This window comes from Kribbella sp. NPDC050241, assembly GCF_044459685.1.
Taxonomy (GTDB): Bacteria; Actinomycetota; Actinomycetes; order Propionibacteriales; family Kribbellaceae; genus Kribbella.
In genome coordinates, this window is record NZ_JBITJE010000015.1 from 50,181 (window position 1) to 73,239 (window position 23,059).

The following is a 23,059-nucleotide window of genomic DNA, read 5'->3' on the forward strand; positions in this document are numbered from 1 at the left end:
TGCCCGGGCCGTTCCAGGGTTGTTCAGAACATCAGGGCGCGGGCGGGGTCCTCGAGGATGCCGGCGACGTCGGCGAGGAAGGTGGAGCCCTTCTCGCCGTCGATCAGACGGTGGTCGAAGGACAGTGCCAGCGTGGTGATCCAGCGCGGGACGATCTCGTCGTCCACCACCCACGGCTGCTTGCGGATCGCGCCGAAGGCGAGGATCGCGGCCTCGCCCGGGTTGATGATCGGCGTCCCCGCGTCGACGCCGAAGACGCCGACGTTGGTGATCGTGAACGAGCCGCCGGCCTGGTCCGCCGGTTGGGTCTTGCCCTCGCGGGCGGTGGCGACCAGGTCGTTCAGCGCCGCGCAGAGCTCGGGCAACGTGAGGACGTCGGCGTTCTTGATGTTCGGCACGATCAGGCCGCGCGGGGTGGCCGCGGCGATGCCGAGGTTGACCGCGCCCTTGTAGACGATCTCCTGCGCCGGTTCGTCCCAGGCCGCGTTGATGACCGGGGTACGACGGGCTGCCAGGGTGACCGCCTTCGCGACGATCAGCAACGGCGACACCTTGAGATCGCGGAACGCCTTGTCACCCTTGAGCCGGTCGACAAGCTCCATGGTGGCACTGACGTCCACGGTGATCCACTCGGTCACATGCGGCGCGGTGAAGGCACTGGCAACCATCGCCTGCGCCATCACCTTCTGCACACCCTTCACCGGCACGCGAGTGTCCCCACGCCCACTGACCACCGGCGCAACCTCAACGACCGGAGCCGGCGCCTCTACATGCCCTTCGACATCAGCCCGGGTGATGATCCCACCCGGCCCAGTAGCCGTCACCGTGCTCAGGTCGACGCCCAGATCCTTGGCCAGCTTCCGCACCGGAGGCTTGGCCAACACATGTACAGAGCCCGCCGGTTCATTGCTCTTAGCAACAACTGGCTCGGGTACGGGTGCGGGTGCCGGCACCTCGACCGCCGGAGCTGATGCAAGGCCGGCACTCTTGCGAGGGCGGCGTTTGGCTTCGGTGGTTCGGGGGCCGTAGCCGACGAGGACCGCGGTGCGGCCGCCGTTGTCGGGCTCGGGGATCGCGGGAACGAGGTCTTCGGTGCCGGCGTCGGCCGGGGGGGTCTCGTCGCCCGCGGAGTCGGTTTGGACGGCGATGATCGGCGTACCGACCGGGACGGTTTCGCCTTCGGGGACGAGGAGTTCGGCAATGGTGCCGGCGAAGGGGACCGGGAGCTCGACCAGCGACTTGGCGGTCTCGATCTCGACCACGGTGTCGTTGAGCTTGACCGTGTCGCCCGGCTTGACCTTCCAGCTGACGATCTCGGCTTCGACCAGACCCTCACCCACGTCGGGGAGGCGGAAGTGCTGGATGCCCATCAGTACCCCATCACCCGGTCGACACCGTCGAGCACCCGGTCCAGGTCGGGCAGGTAGTCCTCTTCCGTCCGCGACGGCGGGTACGGGGTGTCGAACCCGGTAACGCGCAGTACCGGCGCCTCCAGGTGGTAGAAGCACTCCTCGGTCAACCGCGCCGCGATCTCCGAACCCGGGCCGAGCGTGTACGGCGCCTCGTGTACGACGATCGCCCGCCGCGTCTTCTTCACCGACGCGAAGATCGTCGGCAGGTCGAACGGCGAGATCGTGCGCAGGTCGACGACCTCGAGCTGCCGGCCGTCCTCGACCGCGGCCTCGGCGGCCTGCAGGCAGGTCTTCACCATCGGGCCGTAGCAGAGCAGCGTCGCGTCGGTGCCCTCACGGACCACCTTCGCCTGGTGCAGCGGCAGCGCCGGCGGCACGGACTCGTCCAGGTCGGCCTTCTCGTGGTACCGGCGCTTCGGCTCGAAGAACACCACCGGGTCGTCGGTGGCGATCGCCTGCTGGATCATCCAGTACGCGTCGACCGGGTCGCCGCAGGACACGACCTTGAGACCGGGCACGTGCGCGAACAGCGTCTCCGGCGACTCCGAGTGGTGCTCGACCGCGCCGATGCCGCCGCCGTACGGGATCCGGATCACGACGGGCATCCGGATCCGGCCGTGCGACCGGAAGTGCATCTTCGCGACCTGGTTGATGATCTGGTCGTACGCCGGGAACACGAACCCGTCGAACTGGATCTCGCAGACCGGCCGGTACCCGCGCAGCGCCAGGCCGACCGCGGTCCCGATGATGCCGGACTCGGCCAGCGGGGTGTCGATCACCCGGTCCTCGCCGAAGTCCTTCTGCAGTCCTTCGGTCACCCGGAAGACCCCGCCGAGCTTGCCGATGTCCTCGCCCATCACGACGACCTTGGGGTCGGCCTCCATCGCGGCCCGCAGGCCGGCGTTGATGCCCTTGCCGAGAGTGATCTTCGTCATCACCGAACCTCGCCTTCGAACGAAGCGGCGTACGCGGCGAACTGTGCCTTCTGCTCGATCAGTTGCGGCGTCTGCTCGACGTACACGGTGTCGAAGAAGTCGGTGAGCTCCGGATCCGGCATCGACAGGCAGCCGGCCCGCAGCGTGGCGGCGACCTCGTCGGCCTCGGCGTCGATCTGGTCGAAGTAGTCGTGGTCGACCCCGGCCGTCCGGGTCAGGTACGCGCGGACCCGCTCGATCGGGTCCTTCAGCTTCCAGTGCTCGAGGTCCTCGCTGAGCCGGTACTTCGTCGGGTCGTCGGAGGTGGTGTGGGCGCCCATCCGGTAGGTGTAGGCCTCGATCAGGGTCGGGCCGCTGCCCTCCCGGGCCCGCTTCAGCGCCTGCTGGGAGACGGCGTACGTCGCGAGTACGTCGTTGCCGTCGACGCGGACGCCGGGAAAGCCGAAGCCGGCCGCGCGCTGATACAGCGGGATCCGGGTCTGCCGGTCGATCGGCTCGGAGATGGCCCACTGGTTGTTCTGGCAGAAGAACACGACCGGCGCGTTGAAGACCGAGGCCCAGATGAACGCCTCGTTCACGTCGCCCTGGCTGCTGGCGCCGTCGCCGAAGTACGCGATCGTCGCCTCGCCGTTCTCGGCGTCGCCGATGGCGTGGTCACGCTGCTGGCCCATCGCGTACCCGGTCGCGTGCAGCGTCTGCGCGCCGATCACGATCGTGTACAGGTGGAAGTTGTTCTCGCGTGGGTCCCAAGCACCCTGGTCGACGCCGCGGAACAGGCCGAGCAGCCGCAGCGGGTCGACGCCCTGGCAAAAGGCGACGCCGTGCTCGCGGTAGGTCGGGAAGACCATGTCCTTGGAGTTCAGGGCGCGGCCGGAGCCGATCTGTGCGGCCTCCTGGCCGAGCAGCGACGCCCAGAGACCGAGCTCACCCTGCCGCTGCAGGGCGGTGGCCTCGGTGTCGATCCGGCGGACCAGGGTCATGTCGCGGTAGAAGCCCTTGATCGCCTCGTCGTCGAGGTCGAACGAGTAGTCCGGGTGCTCGACGCGCTCACCTTCGGGCGTCAGCAGCTGGACGAACTCGACCTCCTCGGAGGCCTGGGGCGGACTGACCGGCGCCTCGACGGGCGCGAACACTTCCGGGGTCATCCCCGGCACCGACTCACTCACATGCACTCCTCGGGTTCGAGCGCGGGATCGCCGCGACCGCAACGTTGCGCGGGCCGGCCCCTTCAGCCGGGTGAGGCTTCGCAGGCAGGACCGCGTGGATCCAGGGTTGATGCACTGGCACTACTACCAGTAGACCTCCTCACCGGCCTGACTGGCTGTATTACTTGCGGGACACCGTACCCAGCGGGTTGCCTGATCCGCTAACTGTCTGGACGCTCGCGGGTACGCCGGTACCGAAACCGGTGCTGGCACGAGACACCAGTCCACCCACTGGTCATATCTCCACGCTCATATTACAGAAATCTGCAGCCCTGACAGCATCTGTCACAACTGAGTTGCGATCAGGGCAGCTTCTCGAGCCGGACGAGCTTGAAGTTGGTGCCCTCACGGTCCCCGTCACCAGGCGTGTTCTCGCCGTCGTGCACAGCGAACAGACCGTGCGGGAACCGCGGCCCGAGCGGCTCGGTGGTCACCGCCGCACCGTCGCTGTGCTGTACGCCGTCCGCCGCCGACCCGTCGACGACCTGGAAGCCGGCGCGATAGACCAACCGCCGCCCGTCCATCCGGTACGACGCGAACGTCGAGTCACCCTGGCTGGACGCGTACATGATCCGCTTGCCGTGCTCGTAGGCGATCGTCAGACCTTCGGCGTCCGCACTGAGGTACTTCCCGGCGTCCGGGCTGACCGGCCCGGTCGGCGCGCACTCCTCGGTCTCCTCGTCGTACGCCGCCGGCTGGCCGTACTCGCGGACCTTCTCCACCAGCTCGGGCTTGCCGTACTGCGGGATGCGCCAGACGCCGACGTCCTCCTGGGCGGCGTACAGGTCGTTGGTGGTGCGGTCGAAGACCATGCCCTCGAGCTGCGGGCGGTCACCGGGCTCCTCGCACGGCGACCAGGTGCTGCCGTCGCTCAGCCGGAAGCTGCTCGGCAGGTCGACGTTGCCGATCGGGCGATAGGTGATTTTGCCGTGACCCTCGGGGACGAGCCGGAAGAAGCCGACCCGGGTCTCGCTGCGCCGGGTCACTGCGACGACCGGCTGTCCGTGGATCTCGGTGGCGGCCAGGCCGTACGCCGTGTGCTGGTCCTGGACCTCGTCGGTGTCCTTGCTGAACACCAGCGGCGCCTTGGCACTGGTCACGTCGGTGAGTCGCCCGGCCTTGACGGCGTACGTCCTGAGCTGGTCGCGGCCGCGGTCGGTGACGACCGCGAGGTTGCCGACCAGGTCGACGTTGTTGAAGCGTCCGGGCTCCTGACCCGGCGCCGGCGGAGGTGGTGTCGCGATGTGCTGGACCTCCTTGCCGGCCAGGTCGAACACGGTCAGCCCGCCGTTCTTCAGCGTCCCGAGGACGACGCTGCGCTCGGGGTGCTTGGCGTCGATCCAGATGGCCGGGTCGTCGGCGTTGGCGTTGCCGCCCGCCTCGTCGTCCCAGTTCGGCGCGGTCTCGGCGACCGCGGTCACCTCCGTGAGCCCACTGGCGTACGCCGGCTGGACACCCAGCGTGACGACCATCGCAGCAAGCGTGACACCGGCGATCCGCATCCAACTCTCCTCACCATCGGCAGTACGGCGCAGATTGCCCGGCGCTGATGGACTGGCGGGAAACAGCGGATTGCTGACTGGAAACCGGCTTGCGCAGCGACGCCTGCCCGCTTAGCGTAAGCATCGTCTTTGCATGACACCCCTGACGGCCGAGGAGGCTTCAGATGGCCGCTTCTGCCCCGGCCGCGCTGCCCGACGCCGGCGCCCGGCCCGCCTCGAGCGCGATGATCTGGACCGCGCTCGCGGTCGTGTACGTCGTCTGGGGTTCGACCTACCTGGGCATCAGGGTGGTTGTGGACGCGGAGATCCCGCCGATGCTCGGGATGGCGACCCGGTTCCTCACCGCGGCCCTGCTGCTGGCCGCGGCGCTCAGCCTGAAGTCGGGCTGGCGGCGACTGAAGATCACCCGCCGGGAGGCGCTCGGCGCGGCCACGGTCGGCATCCTATTGCTTGCCTTCGGCAACGGTGCGGTCGCGATCGCGGAGCAGACCGTGCCGTCGGGCCTGGCGGCACTGCTGGTGGCCGCGATCCCGCTCTGGCTGATGCTGTTGCGCGTCGGTGGCGGCGAGCGTCCACGCGGCTTGACGTGGCTCGGCGTACTGATCGGATTCGGCGGGGCGGCGTTGCTCGCTTTGTCAGGTGGCAACACGAGCGCGAAGCCGCTGTCGGTCGCGATCCTGGTGGTGGGCACGATCTGCTGGGCCATCGGCTCGCGGTTCGCACCGCGCCTCGGCCTGCCGCGCGATCCGCTGGTGACCGCTCTGTACGAGATGGTCTTCGGCGGTACGGCGATGGTCCTGATCGGCGTGGTCCGCGGCGAGCCCGGCCGGTTGCATCTCGACCGGATCGACGGATCCGGCTGGCTGGCGCTCGGCTACCTGATCGTGTTCGGCTCGCTGCTCGCGTACTCCGCCTACTCGTACCTGCTCGCGAACGCGCCGATCTCGTTGATCGGCACCTACGCGTACGTGAACCCGGCGGTCGCCGTACTGCTCGGATGGCTGATCCTCGACGAGCACATCACCTGGCAGATCCTGCTCGGCGGCGCGGTGATCATCCTCGGCGTCGCGCTCGTGGTCACCGCCGAGCGGCGACTGCGGACCTGACGGCGTCTACAGACGGAAGAACCCGGGCCCCTGAGGACCCGGGTCTCCCACCGCTGCCGATGCGCGCGGCAGCGGGCCATGGTTTGCCGGCCGGCACCCTGCCCCGAAAAAACACGGCGCGAAACTCCGGCAATGGTTCAACGATTTCCGATTCATCATGGTATTGCTCGTTCGGCGGCCACCGAGCCCACCGAAAACAATCTTCCGATTCACCGGGTTTCATCCGTCACCCGCGCAGACTCAACGACGTACTCCGGGTTCGGTTACGGCCGATTTCCCATCAACTGCGGATCGGTTCGGCGACAGCCCCGGCCGGCAGCAAATTGCCTGGTCAGAGTGGATTTGCTGCGCCGTCAGGGAACTCATCACGTGCCGCCTATGGGGGCGCGCACGGACGCAATAGCTGACAAAAAAGTTTGTAACCGGCCCCGCCAGGTGTCGTTACCACTAAGACGAATCCGTCAAACCCGAAAGGAAACCTGGCATAATGCAGGTAACTCGCAAGATCGCCGCCGCCGCGGCAGTGGCGACCGTCGCCACGCTGGGCCTGGCTACCGTTGTGAGCGCGAACGTTCTCGACGACACGCAGCAGAAGGCTCAGGACACCGGTCTGGCCGACGCGGCGTCGCTGGCCAGCAAGGCCTACGGCGGCAACCACGGCTGGTACGGCGTCAAGCGCGACGGCGGCCTCCTGGCCATCGACGACAACAACGTCGGCCCCTTCCAGGCCTGCCACCTGTTCGGTTCCGGCACCGGTATCGGCGGCAACGTGCCGGCGAGCGACATCACCGGCGTCGTGGGCTTCTTCAACGACGGCAACTCGGTCACCGCTGTCAAGACCTGCGAGCAGGGCAACGACCAGGCCAACCACAAGTGGTACAAGATGGGCGACGACGGCGTGGTGTCGGTGAGCCGCAACAACGTCGGCCCGTTCCAGGCCTGCCACAACGAGCTGTCCGCGACCGGCATCGGCGGCAACGTCCCGCTGACGAACCTGGCCGGCGTCCTCGGCGCGTTCAACGACGGCAACTCGATTGACACGCTGAAGACCTGCGAGCAGGACTCGAAGCAGAACAACTGACCCTCCCTGGTCAGTGATGCAGGACCCGAAAGAGCCACCTCGGTGGGGTGACTGATTCGGTAGCACCATCCGCGGCGCCGGGAGCAAGCCTCACTCCTCCCGGCGCCGCATCACGCCCGGCCCCGTCCCAGCGCGGGCCGGGCTTTCGCATGTCTAGGGGTATCTGAGGTCTACGCAGGAGCCGTTGGGGAGGTCGCGGTTGAGGAGGGACCAGATGCCGGTGGCGGCGGTCTCGGGGGTGGCCAGGGAGCCGGACTGTTTGAGGGCGTGGAAGCGGGCCACGGAGGGGAAGGACTGTTCGTCGGTGGAACGGATCTCGGATTGCATGGCGGTGTCGACCACGCCTGGGGCGACCGCGATCACGCGGCAGCCGTTGGGGGGTTGTTCTGCGCCTACAGTGCGGACCCATTGCTCGACGGCCGCCTTGCCCGCGGTGTACGACGACCAGCCGGCGTACGGCGTCTTGGCGGCGCCGGAGGACAGCATCACGAGGTGGCGTTCGCAGCGCAGGCCGGCGGTCGCGGTCAGGAAGGCTCGGCCGAGGACCTGCGGCGCGACCGAGTTGAGTAGCACGGCACTGGTGTAGGCGCTGCTGTCGACCGCGTGGGCCGGGCCGATCGGCGTGATCGTCCCGGCGTTGTGGATGAAGACGACCCGATCACCGTCGTACCCGGCGAGCTCCGCCTCGAGGTGCTTCTCGACCCGCTCCCAGTCGGCCGGATCGGACAGGTCGGCCCTGAAGTGTTCCGCCGTACCTCCGCCGCGCCGGGACAGGTCGATCACTCGCGCGTCCGGGTACGGCACGGCCGCGGCCAGCGCCGCACCGATCCCGGCCGACGCGCCCGAGATCCAGATCAGCGACCTGGCCGCCGACGTCACTTGCGCCAGTCGCGCGCGACCGCGAGGAAGAGGTCGTTCGCCTCACGTTCGCCGATGGAGATCCGGGCACCGTTACCGGCGAACGGACGGATCGAGACCCCCTCGGCCTGCACCGCCTCGGCGAAGGCGATAGTGTCCTCGCCGAGCTCCAGCCAGACGAAGTTGGTCTGCGAATCGGGCACGTCCCAACCCGCGGCGCGCAGCTCCTCGACGACTCGGGTCCGCTCACCGACCAGCGCCTCGACTCGCTCCAGCAACTCGTCCTCGACGGCCAGCGATGCGATCGCGGCCGCCTGCGCGACGTGGCTGACCCCGAACGGCAACGCACACTTCCGGATCGCCGCGATGACCTCCGGATGGCCGATCGCGTAGCCGACGCGGAAGCCGGCCAGCCCGTACGCCTTCGAGAAGGTCCGCAGTACGACGACATTCGGCCGGTCCCGGTACACCTCGACGCCGTCGACGACGCCGGGCTCGCGGACGAACTCGCGGTACGCCTCGTCCAGTACGACGAGGACATCCCGCGGTACGGCGTCCAGGAACGCGAGCAACTCGTCCCCGCGGACCACCGGGCCGGTCGGGTTGTTCGGCGTACAGACCAGGACGACCTTGGTCCGCTCGGTGATCGCGGCTTCCATCGCCTTGAAGTCGTGCCGCGCGTCGGCGGTCAGCGGCACCTGGACCGAGGTCGCGCCGGTCAGCTGGACGGCGATCGGGTACGCCTCGAACGAGCGCCAGGCGTAGACCACCTCGTCGCCCTCGGACACCGCGGCCTGCAGCAGGTGGTAGAGCAGCGCGACGGACCCGGTCCCGACGGCGAGGTCGCTCACCGGTACGCCGAACCGTGCCGACAAGGCCTCGAGCAGGTCGACCGCACCCATGTCCGGGTAGCGGTTCATCTGCGCCGCGGCCTCGGTGGCAGCGGCCAGTACGCCGGGCAGCGGCGGGTACGGGTTCTCGTTGCTGGACAACTTGTACGTCGGCCGGCCGTCGGAGCGCGCGGGCGGACGACCGGGCTTGTAAGCCGCCACATCGTCCAGGCACCCGCGGAAGCGAACCTCGTTGTCAGGGGTCATGCCCGCAGGTTAATCCTTACCGCACCCTCCGGCCACCCTGACCGCGTCACACCACAGCGGTCGCGAAACCTCATCTTGCGCGGACCGGGATACTGGTTGCACACTGACTGATTGTCGGACAATCAGGGGATCTTGCACTGAGGTCTCAACGGTCAGCTGGAGGGTGTTCATGGGTCAGCCGCTGGAGTGGGGTCGCCGGTATCTGATGGTCCGTCCGGACCACTTCCGGATCGACTACGTGATCAATCCCTACATGTCGACGCATGACCAGCCGGATCCCGAGCTGGCGCTGAAGCAGTGGGATTCGCTGCGGCAAGCGATCGTGGACGCCGACGGCGAGGTCGAGGTGCTGCCGCAGCGGCCGGACTCGCCGGACATGGTCTACGCGATGAACCTGGGCCTCGCGGCGGCGGACGGCCGCGCGATGCTCTCCCACATGCGGTTCGAGCCGCGCCGGAGGGAGTCGCTGACCGCGGGTGACTGGTTCGTCGGCCAGGGGTTCGCACTCGGCCGGCCCGGCAGCGACGGCGTCGGGCCGCACTTCGAGTCCGGCGACGCGTTCGTGTTCGGCGACAGCCTGGTCGTCGGCTACGGTCCGCGCACCGAGGCGGAGGCCCTGAAGCACCTGGCCACCGAGTGGAACGTCCGTGTCCGCGGACTGCGGATCGCCCACGAGGGGATGTACCACCTCGACCTGCCGTTCTGCCCGGTCGACAGCACCCACGCGATGGTCTACCCGGCGGCGTTCGACCCGGCGAGCCAGACGGCGCTATTCGACCTCGTGCCGGACCCGATCGTGCTGACGGACGACGAGGCGTTCGCGTTCAGCGCCAACTCGATCGTGGTGAACGAGACGATCATCATGCCGTCCTGCTCGTCGCGCCTGCACGACGTACTCAGCGGACTCGGACTGCGCGTGGTCGTCCTCGACCTGACCGAGTTCCACAAGGCCGGCGGGTCCGCCCGGTGCCTGACCAACCCGCTCGACTTCCCGCTGCACTCGATCACCACCCCGGGCGGCGAGCTCATCCTCCCGGCATGACCGAGTAGATGAGCTCGAGGTCGTCAGGGTCGTACCCGTGGCCGGTGAGCCAGTCGCGGGCGTTCTTCCGTCCCTCGGGATAGGTCAGCTTGACGTAGAAGGCGAGGTGCTCGGGGTCTCCCGGATGAGCCCGGGAGACGCCCTGGTCGATGGTGAAGCCGCGGCCGACGAAGGGCAGTTCCTGCAGAAGCGGGTACTTCGCCTCGAGCCGTCCATTGAGCTCGTCGAACCGGCGGCCGGCGTCGGACTCCGTCTCCAGCACCTGGGCGGGATGAGACGTCTCCCAGGCACGGCCCTCGGCGTCGTTGGCGAACAGGTACATCTTGTAGCCGGCGTCCGCGTGAACCTCGACGGTCTCGGTGTAGGTCGCGAACCCCTGCCGCTCGCCGGTCAACCTGTGCCGGCCGGGCTTCACCGCTACGTCGCCGTTCGCCGGGATCTGCCGGCCGTCCAGCGTGAGGGCGAGGTCGTTCGGGATCGACGTGATGGTCAGCGTGTGCTCCGCGTCCCCGCGGAACACCAGGAAGCCACCGATCAACAAGGCGATGACGCCCAAGACGATCCACAACTTCTCAGTCATCTGACCTCCGCGCCACGGTGTAGTGGCCGCGCGAGTCGGAGAAGTACACGCGCGACGCCTCCGGCACATGCTCGGTCAGCGAGGCCGACGCCGCGTTGTACGTCTCCCCGTCGCCGCCCGTGTAGTTGCCGGTGTAGATGAACGTGTGACCGTCATGCACGAAGATGTCGCCGGGTCGCAATTCCCCTTCGTTGGTCAGGTCCTCGAACACCTCGTACTTCGGGGACGATCGCACGTACTCCCGCTGGCTACTGGTGAGCCGGCGTACGTAATCCTTGTCGGCACCACTCATCACCATCACGGTCGCCACGAAGACACCGCAGTCGGTCAACTCGTCGTACCCCTTGGAGCCGTTGTACGCCGCCTCGGCCGCCGCGTACTCCGGTTTCGGGTCGTGGCCGTGGCCCGGGGTGTCCCAGGCGAGGGTGAGCGCGGTCTGCACGATGCCACCGTCGCACTCTCCAGCACTCGCGCCGTCGCCGTACCGCTCCAAGACAGTGCGGGCATCGGCCTTGCGCTGGGCCCAGTTGGCACCAGCCAGGTCGTCGCGATCAGCGAAGCGCTCAAAGTGGTAGCCGAAGGCAAACGTCGCCTCGTCGACGGTCCTGGCGGCCTTCAGGTGGTCACCGGCGGCCTTCTCCGGCAGCGGACCGTCACCGTCGAGTTGGTCCCTGAGAAAGTCCAACTGGAACTCGAGCGACTCGATCGTCGCGTCGTCGACACCCGCGTCCCGGGCCGGCTTGATCAGCTTCCCCACAGGAGTCCACTGCACCACGCCCCACCCGAGCGAGCTGTCGACCACGTCGGCCGGATGCGTGACCGTCCCCGGTAGGTCGCCCTGCCGCAATGCCGGCTCGACGCTGGACTCGGTGATCAGGTTGCCGACCACTCCCGCGGCCTGCTCCTTGCTGTATCCGGCCGAGACGAAGAAGTTGAAGGCCTGCTGCTGATTGCCCTTGCCCGTCAGGCCGGTCGGATCGCACTGCGCCTCCGCCGTATCCATCCCGGCCAGGCCGACAACGATCAGCGCCAGCACGATCAGCAGCGGCAGGAACAGCGCCGCCACGACGCCGCCGATGATCGGCACGACCTTGATGTCACCCATCCGAAAATCCTGCCTGAAACGGCCCTTCCGCGTCGCGAGTTATCCACAGGGGGGTGCCGGGCGCGACAACGGACCGTGCCTGGACGAGAATCGCCCTATGTACGAACGGCTGCGGGTGGATCGCTCGACGACAGTGGACCGGGTGGTCGACGCCCTGCGCTCCGCCCTGTTCGCCGGCGACCTCGAGCCCGGTACGCCGTTGCGCGAACAGCCACTGGCCGAGGCGCTGGGCGTTGCCCGGAGCACCGTTCGTGAGGCGATGACCATGCTGGTCACCGAGGGTCTGGCGGTCCGCGAGCCGAACAAGGGCGTGAGCGTCGCGATCCTGCACCCGGACGCGGTGGCGGACATCTGCCGGGCCCGGTTCGTGCTGGAGTCGGCCGGGATCCGGGCGTGGTTCGACGCGGACGAGGCCGCGCGCGAGCGGGTCCGGGAGGCGATGCGGACATTCGCCGCGACCGCCAAGGACGGCGCGGACCCGGAGGCGATGACGGAGACGCACCTGGCGATCCACCGCAGCCTGGTCGCGCTCACCGGCAGCGAGCGGCTCACCGCAACCGCCGACTCGGTCACCGGCGAGGCGCGTCTCGCACTGGCCCGCGTGGACGCGCTGCGGCAGGACGCGCGCCAACAGGTCGCGTCCCACCGCAAACTGGTCCGCCTGCTCGAACGCGGCGAACTGGACGAATGCGTCGACGAACTCCGCCGCCACCTCGCCGGCGCCGAGGAGTCCCTCCTCGAGGCGATCGCCCTACCCCACGCCTGACCACCCCACCCCACCCCGTCCGGCTCTGGTGGGTGGACCCACCCGCCCTCGCCCCAGCCACCTCGCCCGACCCGCTCTGGTGGGTGAACCCACCCCGCCCTCGCCCCGGCCAACGCTCGCCCGACCCGCTCTGGTGGGTGAACCACCCCGCCCTCGCCCCGGCCAACGCTCGCCCGACCCGCTCTGGTGGGTGGACCCACCCCGCCCTCGCCCCAGCCCGCCCACTCCCGTCCGGCTCTGGTGGGTGGACCCACCCGCGTGTGGGTTGGCCCACCGCGTGCGACTGGCCAACCCACAGGCTCGTGGGTCAACCCACCAGCCAGGTTGGGGGGAGGGCGACGGGGCAGACGGTGGGCTGGGGAAGGGTGTGGTGGGGTGGTGGGGTGAGAGTGGGTCAGGCTGGTGGGCCGGCCCACGTGCGGGGTGGGTCCGCCCATGAGACGGGGGGAGTGCGTTCAGGCGATGCCGGTGGCGGTGATGTCGTAGGCCTTGGAGCCGACGCGGAGGCCGGTGAGGCGGGCGTTGGGGTCCAGGGCGGCGACCTGTGGGTTCGCGGTGACCGTGCCGTCGAGGCCGACCTCGACACCGAAGACACCCTCCAGGACCAGGCTGACCCAGGAGCCGGACGACGAGCACGACCAGTCGATCAGGTACGGGAACTGCGGCGGCGACTTGCGCGCACCACCGGCCATGGCCGGGACCGCCTCCTCGACGAAGTGCGCCTGACCGGTCGGCCCCTGGTTGGCCGACTTCGCCAGACCGGGCAGCCAGTCCAGTACGACGTCCGCCCGCCCCAGCTGGAACAACGCACGACCGGCATCAGCAGGCCAGGCGGGATAGGCACCGTTCCACTGGTGATCCGGCCGCACGCTGAAGGCCGCGTCGGCGTCGTACGGCGAGAGTGCGCGCATCCACGTCGGGGTCTGCAGTTCCCGCTGGAAGAAGTCGACCATCTCGGCCCGCTGGTTCTCCGAGAGGTCGGCGGCGATCGTCGTACCGACGATGTTGAAGTCGTAGCAGTGCCGCACCGGGATCATCGCGCCGTCGGGCTGCCGTGCGTGCCAGAAGCCGCTGCCCTCGATGTACAGCTCGTTGACATGACCGACCTGCTCGTCGGCCTCCTTGCGAAGCAACGCCGCCCGGTCCTCGTCACCGGACCGCTCGGCCACCTCGGCCGCGACCCGCAGACACCACACGTTGGCGGCGTTGAAACTCGCGACCTCGTGCACGTAGCTGCTGACGCACTCCATCAGGTTGTCGATGCCGCCGTAGTCCGCCAGTGCGTGCTTGCCGCGGAGTCCGCGCCAGGCGGTGGCCCAATCGTGCAGATGCTCGCCGACCGGCTTGTGCGCCACTTCCCGGCCCACCTCGGTGTCCAGGAACCCGGCGTCCCCGGTGAAGCGGACGTAGTCCCGCACCAGCCGCGTCATGGCGAAGTCGTTGACCGAGTACCAGTACCCGACCGGCCCGCCGGTCAGCCACTCGGTGCCGAAGTGCGCGTGCGTGTCGAGATCGATCCAGTGCTCGATGTGCTTACGCATCGGCGCCGGGTCGAGCAGCGCATGGGTCAGCGACGACAGGCTGTAGTCCCAGATGAAGGTCGTGGTCTGCCAGTACCGCGGCATCAACGTGTCATACGTCCGTCCGAGCACACTGGCCGGGTTGTCCCGCCGGAACCAGATCACCCCGAGCACGCCCCACCAGTACAGCTTCCGCAACGCCTCGTTCGACGTCTCCAGGATCGGCAGCGACCCACTGAAGCCATCACTCGTTGGGTCGAACGCATCCGCCAACGCCTTGTCCCACAGGCGTTCCGCGTCCTCGATCACCGCCGGCACGTCGGCCACACACGCGTCGAAATGCGCGGAAGCCTCGGCCAGGTCGCCCGCCAGCACATGGACGTACGCCAACCGGCCACGACCCGACGAGTCCAGCGTGATCGTTGCTTCGAGCATCGACCGGTCCACGGCACCCGGTACGTCGAGACCCTGCACACTCACCGCGGACCCGGACTCCCCTGTTCCGACGACACGCTCGCCGTCGGCACGCAATGTATTCGGCTCCGACGGCGGCTCCGGCTTCAGCCAGCCGCTCGGCGAACGAGTCGCCGTACTGTCCAGTGCGAGGCCCAGACGCACCGAGCGCCCTGGCGTCCCGGAAACCTCCAGTTGTACGACGACCGCCGGGCGACCGGGCGCACACGCGGTGGTCGACCGCAGGTCGAGCCCGTCGACCGTCGTCGACCGCACCACGCAGTCCGGCCGCCACACCACCTCGACTGTGCCGCCGTACGACCGGGCCAGCCGGCCGTCGACGTACAGCTGACCGGTGATGCAGTCGCCGTGCGAGTACGGCGGGAAGTTCACGCTGCGGATCGCAAACACGTCCAGATCGACCTGTGCGGTGCCCACGAAGTTCGTCAGCCCGGGCGGGTTGAACATGTCGTCGTACGTATGCGTCAGAACGTCGCTCGCCAGATCGGCGGAACGAGGAATGGTCATGAGGGGTCTGCCCAATCAGTGTTCGGGAGGAGCGGGTACCAGTCCGGGCGCGCCGGATCCCGGTCGTACGGATACGGGCCGAGCTCGCGGAACAGTTCGGCGTACTCGGCCAGCTTGTCGCGGTCCAGCTCCACGCCGAGCCCGGGAGCCTCCGGTACGGCGATCGTCCCGCCGTCGTACGGAAGCTTGCCTCCGACAATGATGTCGTCGCGCAGGTGGTGGTAGTGCGCGTCCGCGGCGAAGGCCAGGTTCGGAACCACGGCGCCCAGGTGCAGCATCGTCGCAAGCTGGATGCCGAGCTCGCCGGAGGAGTGCACGGCGACGCCGAGCTGGAAGGTCTCGCAGACGCCGGCCGCCTTGATGCACGGCCGGATGCCGCCCCAGAACGTGGTGTCCAGCAGGATGACGTCGACGGCCGGGTCGAGCACGTTCGCGGCGAGCTGCTCGAAGTTCACGACCACGGTGTTGGTGGCGAGCGGGATCGGAGTGTTCTCGCGGACCCGCCGCATGCCGTTCAGGCCCCAGGTCGGGTCCTCGAGGTAGTCGTTGTCGAGGTCCTCGATGCCGCGGGCGAACCGGATCGCCTCTTCGACGCTGAAGGCGCCGTTCGGGTCGAACCGGACCCGGTGCCCGGGGAACGCCTCGGCCAGCGCGCGGAAACACTCCCGCTCGTAGTCCGGCGGGAACACGCCGCCCTTCAGCTTGTGCACGCGGAAGCCGTGGTCGTCGACGAGCGACCGCGCGTGGTCCACCAGCTGCTCGGCGGTCCGGATCTCACCGGTGCCGTCGTCGGCCGGGTGCCGGAAGAACAGGTAGCTGGCGAACTCCACCCGATCGCGGACCTTGCCGCCTAGCAGTTCGTGCACGGGTACGCCGAGCTCCCGGCCCTGCAGGTCGAGGCAGGCGAACTCGATCGCGGCGAGCAGCTGGGTCCGGTTGTTGTACAGGCTCGCGGTCGGGTTGGCGAGCATCCAGCGCAACGCCTCGGTGCGGGCCGGGTCATGGCCGACCAGGTAGGGCTTGAGTCCGGTGACGGCGGCCTCGGCGCTCTGGCCGCCGCCGCCCATCTCGCCCAGGCCGATCAGGCCGTTGTCGGCTTCGACCTCGACGACGGTCCGGACGAACCGCCCCCAGTGCGCGCCGTTGCTGTGCCGCAGCGGCGCCTCGAGCGGCATCGTGACGGTGGTGGCGCGGATGTCGACGATCTTCACTTGGCGTCCTCCGGCAGTACGACGGCCAGTCCGGCGGTCAGCCCGCCGTCCACCTTCACGTCCGCGCCGGTGACGAACGCGGCGCCCGGCGAGGCCAGGAAATGGATGACCTCGGCAACTTCTCCGGGCGTCGCCACCCGGCCGAGCGGATGCGAGCGACCCCACTCGGCGACCACCTCGTCGGTCGATCGCCCGCCACCGAACTGTGCCGCGGACGTCCGCAGCATCGGGGTGTCCACCGACCCCGGGCAGACCGCGTTCACCCGGATCCCGTCCGCGGCGTGGTCGACCGCCATCGCCCGCACCAGGCTGAGCAACGCGCCCTTCCCCATCGAGTACGCCGCCACACTCGTCTGCGCGGCATAGGCCTGCACCGAGGAAACGACCACAACACTCCCGCCGCGTGGAAGCTTCGGCACAAACGCCTGACACGCAAAGAACACTCCGCCGACGTTCACCGCCATCACCTCGTCGAAGATAGCGGGCGGCGTATCTACGACAGTCCCATACCGCTGAATCCCAGCCGCACACACCAACACATCCACGCTGTCGAGCTGCTCCGCAGCTCCTGCCAAGGCACCTCGGTCACCAACGTCGACCGCGATCCCCCGAACACCCAGTTCGTCCTGGAGGGAAGCGAGGGCATCCGCATCCCGATCCAGGGCAACGACCTGATCACCGGCGGCAACAAACCGCTCCACAGCACCACGTCCGATCCCGGCAGCCCCACCGGTCACGACGACTGTGCGGCCACCCCCCACCCCGCCGCCGGAGGCGGCGCTTTGCACTTCGCCACCGACAGCGGCGCCAGGATCCTGCGACATATGTGTCCTTTCAGAACTGGCCGAGGGCGAGGCCCCGGGAGAAGAAGCGTTGGGCGGCGAGGAAGAGGATGACGGTGGGGAGGGAGACCAGGAGTCCGCCGGCCAGGACGGTGGGCAGGGCGGCGCCGCCGTACGTGCTCTGCAGGCCGGTGAGGGCGGGCATGATCGGGCGGACCGATTCCGACTGGCTCAAGGTCAGGCCGAGCAACAGGTCGTTCCAGACGAACGTCGCCTGCAGGATGAAGATCGCGGCCAGCGCCGAACCCGCCATCGGCAGGTAGATGCTGCGGAAGATCCGGAACAGCCCGCCGCCGTCGACCACCGCGGCCTCGAACACGCTCCGCGCGATCCCGGTGAAGAAGTTCCGCATCACGAACGCCGAGAACGGCACGGTGATCGCGGTGTAGACGATGATCATCCCGACCCGGGTGTCGTACAGGCCGGAGTCGGCGTACCCGGAGAACAGCGGCATCAGGATCATCTGCAGCGGGAAGATCGTGCCCCCGAAGATGAACACGAACCACAGGAATCCGCGCTTCAGCTTCAGTACGACGATCGCGTATCCGGCGGCCGCACCGATCAGTACCGCGAGCACCGGCGCGATCACGCTGTACAGCGTCGTCGCCACCAGCGTGTCGCCCAGTGCCGCCTTGTTCCACGCGTCCGCGAAGTTCGTGAACAGCGAGAACCCGGCAGGCTTCCACACGGTCGCCGCGTCGTACCCGTCGACGGGCTTGGACGCGTTCACGATCAGCAGGTACACCGGCGCGAGCCAGATCAGCCCGAGGACGACGAGGAACGGAGTCTTAACCCTGCTCACGCGAATCTCCCAACTGGTAGCGGAGATAGAGGATCGACGCAGCAAAGGTGACCAGGCTCAGGAACAACGCGATCGCGGCGCCCTGGCCGTAGTCGTTCAGCACGAACGTCTCCTTGTACATGGACAGCGCGAGGGTCTCCGACGACGTACCGGGACCGCCCTGCGTCATCACCCACACCACGTCGAACGTCTTCAGGCTGGCGACGATCGACAGGCCGATGACGACCGTGGTGATCGGCCGCAGCTGCGGCCACAGCTGGTGCAGGAACAGCCGGAAGCCCTCCGCGCCGTCCAGCCTGGCAGCCTCCAGCGGCTCGGCCGGGATGGACTGCAGCCCGACCACGAACAGCAGTGCGTTCACACCGGCCGCCTGCCAGGTGACGGCCACGATCATCATCAGCGTGTTGCCCGGACCGGCCTGCAGCCAGCCGGTGTGCGCACCGGGGAGGCCGAAGAACCCCAGCATCTGCCCGAGCGCGCCGTCCGGCTGCAGTACGAAGCCCCAGATGACACCCACGGCCACGCCGGAGATCGCGTACGGCAGCAGGAACGGCAACCGCAGCCACGTGCCCCACTTGTGCCCATAGGTCAGTACGGCGATCAGCAACCCGAGCACCACCGGCAGAGTCACCATGCCGACGACCCACAGCAGCGTGTTGACCAGCGCACCCACCAGGTCCGGGTCGCTGAACATCGCCTTGTAGTTCGCGAGCCCGGACCAGATCGGTGAGGCCAGGCCGTCGTAGTCGGTGAAGCTGACGTAGGTCGTCCAGAGGAACGGCAGGTACAGCAGCAGTGCGACCACGGCCACGGCCGGCAGGCCGAACAGTGGCGCGGCCCGGGCACCCGTCCGCGCCGACTGCTGTCCAGTCGTGCGGCGCTTGACGGGTGCCGGCCGCTCGATCGTCGAGGTCACTTCTGTTTGGCCCAGTACGCGTCCGCCTCGGCCTGGATCTTCTGCAGGCCCGGCATCGGATCGCCCGGCTTGGTGACGAACGCGCCGAACACCTCGAGCGCCTTGTTCGCCACCGGCACCGGTGTCGCCTCGAACCAGCGGTTGATCAGCCGGTAGCCGTCGCCGCCGACGTCCTTGTTCAGCGCCGCCAGCCCCGGGTCCTTGACCTCGGCCTTCGGGTTGAAGGACAGGTCGCCGCGGGCGTTCGCCCAGGCGGTCTGCGCCTGCGGGGTGACCCACCAGTCGGTCCACTTCTTCACCGTCGAGGCATGGTCACTTCCGGCGGCCGAGCAGACCGGACCGGTCTCGAAGATCATCGAGGTCTTGGGCAGTGACGGATTCACGTTCGGGATGAGGAAGAAGTCGTAGTCCGTGCCGGCCTTCATCTTCAGCGTGTTCAGGTTGCCACTGAACCAGGTGCCGAAGTTGATCATTCCCACGGCGCCGCTCTTCAGCTGCGCCTGCGGCTCGGTCTTCGAGCCCGGGTCGCTGAAGTCGCCGGCCTCGATCATCTTCTTCCACTCGTTCATCACCTCGACCACACCCGGGTCGGTGTACTTCGCCTTGCCCGTGGCCAGGGCGTCGTACAGGTCCGGGTCCTTGCCGGCCAGCAGCGTCTCGAACCAGACGAAGCTGAACAGGATGTTGGTCTGGTAGAACGGCTTCACCCCGACGGCCTTGACCTTGTCGGCCACCGTCATCAGTTCCTGCCACGTCTTCGGCGTCTCGGTGATCCCGGCCTTCTTGAAGACGGACTTGTTGTAGTACATCACCCAGTAGCCCGCCAGCAGCGGGAGACAGTACTGCTTGTTGTCGAAGGTGAAGTACTGCTTCAGCTGCTCCGGGATGTTGCCGTCAGCAACTGCCTTGGTCCACTGGTCGGTGGTCTCGGCGACGAGCTTCTGGTCCACCAGATCCTGAAGCTCCTTGCCGGTGTGCCAGCTGAACAGGTCCGCCTTCTCCTTGGTCCGGAACGAGGACCGGATGAACGCGGTGTAGGTGTTGGAGTCGGAGTAGCCGACGGGCTCCATCCCGACTCCGATGTCCTTCTTGCTGGCCGCGCCGACCTGGACGAAGGCGTCCTTCCAGCCGCCTTTGTCGTTGTAGAACTTCAGCGAGTCGACCGGCTTGTCCTCGCCCTTGGCGGCGCTCGAGCCGCCATTGCCCCCGCAGGCGGACAGCACGAGCGCGCCGGCCACCGCCAGAGCGGTCAGTGCTTTCCGATTGGTGATGCGTCGCATTGTGGTGCGTCCTCTCAGCTCTCAGGGGGTGCTGGGGTCTTGGGGCGGGTTGACACGTTCGTTGATGACGGCAAGAACTCCGTCGAGGTGTTCGCGGGTCAGCCGCTCGGCCAGCCCGGAGTCGCCGGCCACGACGGCCGCGTGGATGGCACGGTGCTCGTCCAGATCGGTCTGCCGGTCGCCGTGGATGTGCAGAATCTCCAGCTGCTCGCGGACGTTGACGACCGTCACGGACTCGACCACCTCGGCCAGCGTCGCGTTCCCGGACGCTTGCGCAAGCGAGCGGTGGAAGTCCATGTTGACCTCGGCCAACTGGGCGTGGTCGCCGGTCTCGATCAGCTCGGCCGCAGCGGCCAGGTCACGCTCCATCTGCTGCAGTGCGGCCTCCGTGCGCACCCGCGCGGCCGCTGCGGCGACCGGTGGCTCGATCAGCGCCCGCGCCTGCAGCAACTCGACCAGGCGGTCTGCTGACGGCGTCGGAGCCAGCGGGTTGGCCAGAACCAGTCGGCCGACGTGCGGACCGACGTACACGCCTGATCCGTGCCGAAGCTCGACGGCGCCGGTGGCCTCCAGCCGGCGGAGCGCCTCCCGCACCGTCGGTACGGCGACCTTGAAGCGGTCGGCCAGCGATCGCACGGACTCGAACTGGTCACCGGACGACAGCTTGCGGTCGGCGATCAGCGCCAGCATCGACGCGGCCAGGTCGTCGAGAAGGCTCCGGCGTACGACGCCACCCGATGAGCTCACTGTGCTCCCGCCGGGGTCAGCGTCACTCCGACGAACCGGGGCCGGTAGATGCTCACGTCGGCGTACAGGTCGGTGTTGGCATCGAGGCTGTTGACGTTGTAGCTGACCAGGAGCGTGTCGCCGCGGCGCAGGTCCGGGTGGTCGTGGGAGTTGTACGTGATGATGTTGGCGTTCCCATAGCTCCCGGTGGCTCCGGTCTCCGGGGTCTGGTAGAGCTCGACCGGCTTCACGAACGGACCGGTCGGCGAGCAGGAGAAGTACCCGAGGACGCGCTTGCTGAACAGCTCGGTGGTGTCGTGAGTGACCAGCACGTAGCCGTCGTGCCAGCGCGTCACGCTGTGCTCGTTGGCAACGCCCTCCAGCACTCGGGCCGAGGCGGTCTCGTCCGCCGACCAGCCGGAGCCGGTCCAGTACTCCCATGGCTTCGCGGTCAGGTCATCGCCACGGACCCGCGCGACATGCTGGTACTTCGAGCTGCCCAGGTCCTCGACACCGTAGATGTAGGTGTAGTCGCGGTCGCTCAGCAACCAGGCGGACCACTGCACGTTGGCGGCCGACGGGAGCGGGGTGAGCGAGCGCAGCTTGAGCGTCTTGCTGTCGAACCGCGCGAGGTAGTTGCTGGCCCAGTGCCAGTCCCACTGACCCGGACCGGTCTTCTCGAACCGCAGTGCGGTGACGTCGAGGTACCGACCGGCGTGGCTGGTCGCTGCCGCACCGACCCAGTACCAGCCGTTGGCGGGCGGTGGCAGGAGCGCGGTCGGGTTGGCCGGCGTACCGCCGGTGACGGTCTTCAGCGTCTTGCCCTGCTGGACCACGAACGAGTTGTTGATGAACGGCGTCGTGGTCGGACGGCTGCCGTCCGGGTTGACGGGGCCGAGGAACGTGTCCGAGAAGACCCAGGCGGTCCGGCCTCCGGGCAGCTGGACCGAGTAGGTGCTGTCCGCACCGGTCCAGCCCGTGCCGGTGTTGCTGTAGGCGTTCAGCAGCGACTCGGGCGCGGCGTGCGGCTGCGCGGTCGCCGACCAGTTGGTTCGCACCGCGCTGCAATCCGGTGTCCCGGAGGCAACCGCAGGCGAAGTGATTGCTCCAGCGGTCAACGACACCACTCCGACCGCAGCTACCCACCGACGTCGAAACATGAAAATGATCAGATCACTTGGTCATTAGCGTGTCAAGACTCAGGGTTGGATCAGGGCGCATACGGGGGCTTGACGCTACCGGTGGGGTGGGAGGATCGACCGCATGAAGAACTTGGTCATCAGGCTGCTCGCCAACGCGGTTGCGCTCGCGATCGCCAGCTGGATCGTCGCCGGGATCACTCTGCAGGGTGCGACCACGGGCCGGCGGATCCTCACGCTGCTGATCGTCGCCGCGATCTTCGGTGTGGTGAACGCGATCGTGAAGCCCGTGGTGAAGCTGCTGTCGCTCCCGTTCATCATCCTGACGCTGGGGCTGCTCACCTTCGTCATCAACGCGGTGATGCTGCTGCTCACCTCGTGGATCACCGGGAAGCTGGACGTGCAGTTCCACGTCGACGGCTTCTGGAACGCGCTGCTCGGCGCGTTCATCATCACCGTTGTCGGGGTGATCCTCAACGCTGTCCTCCCGGACAAGGCGGAGATCAAGTGACATGAGACGGGTCGAGATCGTGTGTACCGGGAACATCTGCCGGTCGCCGATCGGGGAGGTCGTGCTGCGGGCGAAGCTCGCGGAGGCCGGGATCGACGACGTGCAGGTCACCAGCTCGGGCACGGGCGGGTGGCATGTCGGCGACCCGATGGACCCGCGGGCCGCGGCGGCCTTGCGCCGGCGGGGGTACGACGGCAGTGCGCATCGGGCCCGGGAGTTCCGGGCCGGGTGGTTCGCGGAGCGCGATCTCGTCCTCGCGATGGACTCGGGACACCTGTCCGCGCTGACCCGGCGAGGTCGTGCGGCCGTCCCGATCCAGTTGTTCGCGGACGTCGACGTACCCGATCCGTACTACGGCGACGACGACGGGTTCGACGACGTCCTCGCGCAGATCGAGAAGGCGGCCGACGCCTGGGTCGACCGCCTCCGGACCAGGGCCTGA

At 68.2% G+C, this 23,059-nt stretch carries 22 protein-coding genes; 6 read left to right on the forward strand and 16 right to left on the reverse strand.

The genetic code is table 11. From position 1 onward, the window contains the following. Positions 1 to 23: 23 nt before the first annotated feature. The 4 genes from ACIBG5_RS39400 to ACIBG5_RS39415 form a co-directional block, all read right to left on the reverse strand. Entirely contained in the window at positions 24 to 1,370 is a 1,347-nt protein-coding gene (locus tag ACIBG5_RS39400; RefSeq protein ID WP_396397030.1) for a dihydrolipoamide acetyltransferase family protein, read from the reverse strand. Continuing rightward, positions 1,370 to 2,347 (reverse strand): alpha-ketoacid dehydrogenase subunit beta, encoded by a 978-nt coding sequence (locus ACIBG5_RS39405; RefSeq protein WP_396397031.1) that lies wholly within the window; start codon positions 2,345 to 2,347, stop codon positions 1,370 to 1,372. Before ACIBG5_RS39405 ends, ACIBG5_RS39400 begins: the two co-directional genes overlap by 1 nt. Further along, a complete protein-coding gene (gene pdhA, locus ACIBG5_RS39410) occupies positions 2,347 to 3,513 on the reverse strand; it encodes a pyruvate dehydrogenase (acetyl-transferring) E1 component subunit alpha (protein ID WP_396397033.1) in 1,167 nt (388 codons plus the stop codon). Before pdhA ends, ACIBG5_RS39405 begins: the two co-directional genes overlap by 1 nt. Before the next feature lie 341 nt (positions 3,514 to 3,854). Further along, positions 3,855 to 5,054 carry a phytase gene (locus ACIBG5_RS39415; RefSeq protein ID WP_396397034.1) on the reverse strand — a complete coding sequence of 400 codons (1,200 nt, stop codon included), beginning with the start codon at positions 5,052 to 5,054 and terminating at the stop codon, positions 3,855 to 3,857. Between the two features lie 164 nt (positions 5,055 to 5,218). On the opposite strand from ACIBG5_RS39415, the gene ACIBG5_RS39420 reads away from it, so the two are divergent. Together ACIBG5_RS39420 and ACIBG5_RS39425 are read left to right on the forward strand one after the other, a co-directional pair. Continuing rightward, positions 5,219 to 6,160, forward strand: a complete 942-nt coding sequence (locus tag ACIBG5_RS39420; protein WP_396397035.1) for an EamA family transporter — start codon at positions 5,219 to 5,221, stop codon at positions 6,158 to 6,160. A 487-nt stretch (positions 6,161 to 6,647) separates the two neighbouring features. Further along, positions 6,648 to 7,241, forward strand: coding sequence for a hypothetical protein (locus ACIBG5_RS39425; RefSeq protein WP_360455446.1), 594 nt, complete (start codon positions 6,648 to 6,650; stop codon positions 7,239 to 7,241). A gap of 153 nt (positions 7,242 to 7,394) precedes the next feature. On the opposite strand, the gene ACIBG5_RS39430 is transcribed toward ACIBG5_RS39425, so the two are convergent. Next, complete coding sequence (locus ACIBG5_RS39430) at positions 7,395 to 8,120, reverse strand: SDR family NAD(P)-dependent oxidoreductase (protein ID WP_396397036.1); 726 nt, start codon at positions 8,118 to 8,120, stop codon at positions 7,395 to 7,397. Then, the gene (gene hisC, locus ACIBG5_RS39435; RefSeq protein ID WP_396397038.1) at positions 8,117 to 9,196 is read right to left on the reverse strand and encodes a histidinol-phosphate transaminase; all 1,080 of its coding nucleotides are present in this window, start codon (positions 9,194 to 9,196) and stop codon (positions 8,117 to 8,119) included. The genes ACIBG5_RS39430 and hisC overlap by 4 nt, the downstream gene beginning before the upstream one ends. Positions 9,197 to 9,365: 169 nt before the next feature. Here hisC and ACIBG5_RS39440 point away from each other — a divergent pair, with 169 nt between their 5' ends. Continuing rightward, a complete protein-coding gene (locus ACIBG5_RS39440; RefSeq protein ID WP_396397040.1) occupies positions 9,366 to 10,238 on the forward strand; it encodes a dimethylarginine dimethylaminohydrolase family protein in 873 nt (290 codons plus the stop codon). Here ACIBG5_RS39440 and ACIBG5_RS39445 read toward each other — a convergent pair. Together ACIBG5_RS39445 and ACIBG5_RS39450 are read right to left on the reverse strand one after the other, a co-directional pair. Further along, positions 10,222 to 10,818, reverse strand: a complete 597-nt coding sequence (locus tag ACIBG5_RS39445; protein WP_396397041.1) for a PEGA domain-containing protein — start codon at positions 10,816 to 10,818, stop codon at positions 10,222 to 10,224. The genes ACIBG5_RS39440 and ACIBG5_RS39445 overlap by 17 nt on opposite strands. Next, positions 10,811 to 11,923: a phage tail tip lysozyme gene (locus tag ACIBG5_RS39450; protein ID WP_396397042.1), complete on the reverse strand. Its 1,113-nt coding sequence runs from the start codon at positions 11,921 to 11,923 to the stop codon at positions 10,811 to 10,813. Before ACIBG5_RS39450 ends, ACIBG5_RS39445 begins: the two co-directional genes overlap by 8 nt. Before the next feature lie 97 nt (positions 11,924 to 12,020). Here ACIBG5_RS39450 and ACIBG5_RS39455 point away from each other — a divergent pair, with 97 nt between their 5' ends. Continuing rightward, positions 12,021 to 12,689: a GntR family transcriptional regulator gene (locus ACIBG5_RS39455; protein ID WP_396397043.1), complete on the forward strand. Its 669-nt coding sequence runs from the start codon at positions 12,021 to 12,023 to the stop codon at positions 12,687 to 12,689. A gap of 455 nt (positions 12,690 to 13,144) precedes the next feature. Here the strand turns inward: ACIBG5_RS39455 and ACIBG5_RS39460 are convergent, their stop codons facing one another. The 8 genes from ACIBG5_RS39460 to ACIBG5_RS39495 are packed head-to-tail and all read right to left on the reverse strand — an operon-like array spanning position 13,145 to position 22,025. After that, complete coding sequence (locus ACIBG5_RS39460) at positions 13,145 to 15,190, reverse strand: hypothetical protein (protein WP_396397045.1); 2,046 nt, start codon at positions 15,188 to 15,190, stop codon at positions 13,145 to 13,147. Further along, positions 15,187 to 16,401, reverse strand: a complete 1,215-nt coding sequence (locus ACIBG5_RS39465) for an enolase C-terminal domain-like protein (RefSeq protein WP_396397046.1) — start codon at positions 16,399 to 16,401, stop codon at positions 15,187 to 15,189. Before ACIBG5_RS39465 ends, ACIBG5_RS39460 begins: the two co-directional genes overlap by 4 nt. After that, positions 16,398 to 17,189 (reverse strand): SDR family NAD(P)-dependent oxidoreductase, encoded by a 792-nt coding sequence (locus ACIBG5_RS39470; protein ID WP_396397177.1) that lies wholly within the window; start codon positions 17,187 to 17,189, stop codon positions 16,398 to 16,400. Before ACIBG5_RS39470 ends, ACIBG5_RS39465 begins: the two co-directional genes overlap by 4 nt. A gap of 46 nt (positions 17,190 to 17,235) precedes the next feature. Next, a complete protein-coding gene (locus ACIBG5_RS39475) occupies positions 17,236 to 18,045 on the reverse strand; it encodes a carbohydrate ABC transporter permease (protein ID WP_396397048.1) in 810 nt (269 codons plus the stop codon). Continuing rightward, positions 18,032 to 18,961 (reverse strand): carbohydrate ABC transporter permease, encoded by a 930-nt coding sequence (locus ACIBG5_RS39480; protein ID WP_396397049.1) that lies wholly within the window; start codon positions 18,959 to 18,961, stop codon positions 18,032 to 18,034. Before ACIBG5_RS39480 ends, ACIBG5_RS39475 begins: the two co-directional genes overlap by 14 nt. After that, a complete protein-coding gene (locus ACIBG5_RS39485; protein ID WP_396397050.1) occupies positions 18,958 to 20,241 on the reverse strand; it encodes an ABC transporter substrate-binding protein in 1,284 nt (427 codons plus the stop codon). The genes ACIBG5_RS39480 and ACIBG5_RS39485 overlap by 4 nt, the downstream gene beginning before the upstream one ends. Positions 20,242 to 20,262: 21 nt before the next feature. After that, positions 20,263 to 20,988, reverse strand: a complete 726-nt coding sequence (locus ACIBG5_RS39490) for a FadR/GntR family transcriptional regulator (protein ID WP_396397051.1) — start codon at positions 20,986 to 20,988, stop codon at positions 20,263 to 20,265. Continuing rightward, positions 20,985 to 22,025 (reverse strand): DUF4185 domain-containing protein, encoded by a 1,041-nt coding sequence (locus tag ACIBG5_RS39495; RefSeq protein ID WP_396397053.1) that lies wholly within the window; start codon positions 22,023 to 22,025, stop codon positions 20,985 to 20,987. Before ACIBG5_RS39495 ends, ACIBG5_RS39490 begins: the two co-directional genes overlap by 4 nt. Before the next feature lie 205 nt (positions 22,026 to 22,230). Here ACIBG5_RS39495 and ACIBG5_RS39500 point away from each other — a divergent pair, with 205 nt between their 5' ends. Further along, complete coding sequence (locus ACIBG5_RS39500) at positions 22,231 to 22,617, forward strand: phage holin family protein (RefSeq protein WP_360453966.1); 387 nt, start codon at positions 22,231 to 22,233, stop codon at positions 22,615 to 22,617. Between the two features lies 1 nt (position 22,618). After that, on the forward strand, positions 22,619 to 23,059 hold the full coding sequence (locus ACIBG5_RS39505; RefSeq protein ID WP_396397054.1) for a low molecular weight protein-tyrosine-phosphatase: 441 nt from the start codon (positions 22,619 to 22,621) through the stop codon (positions 23,057 to 23,059).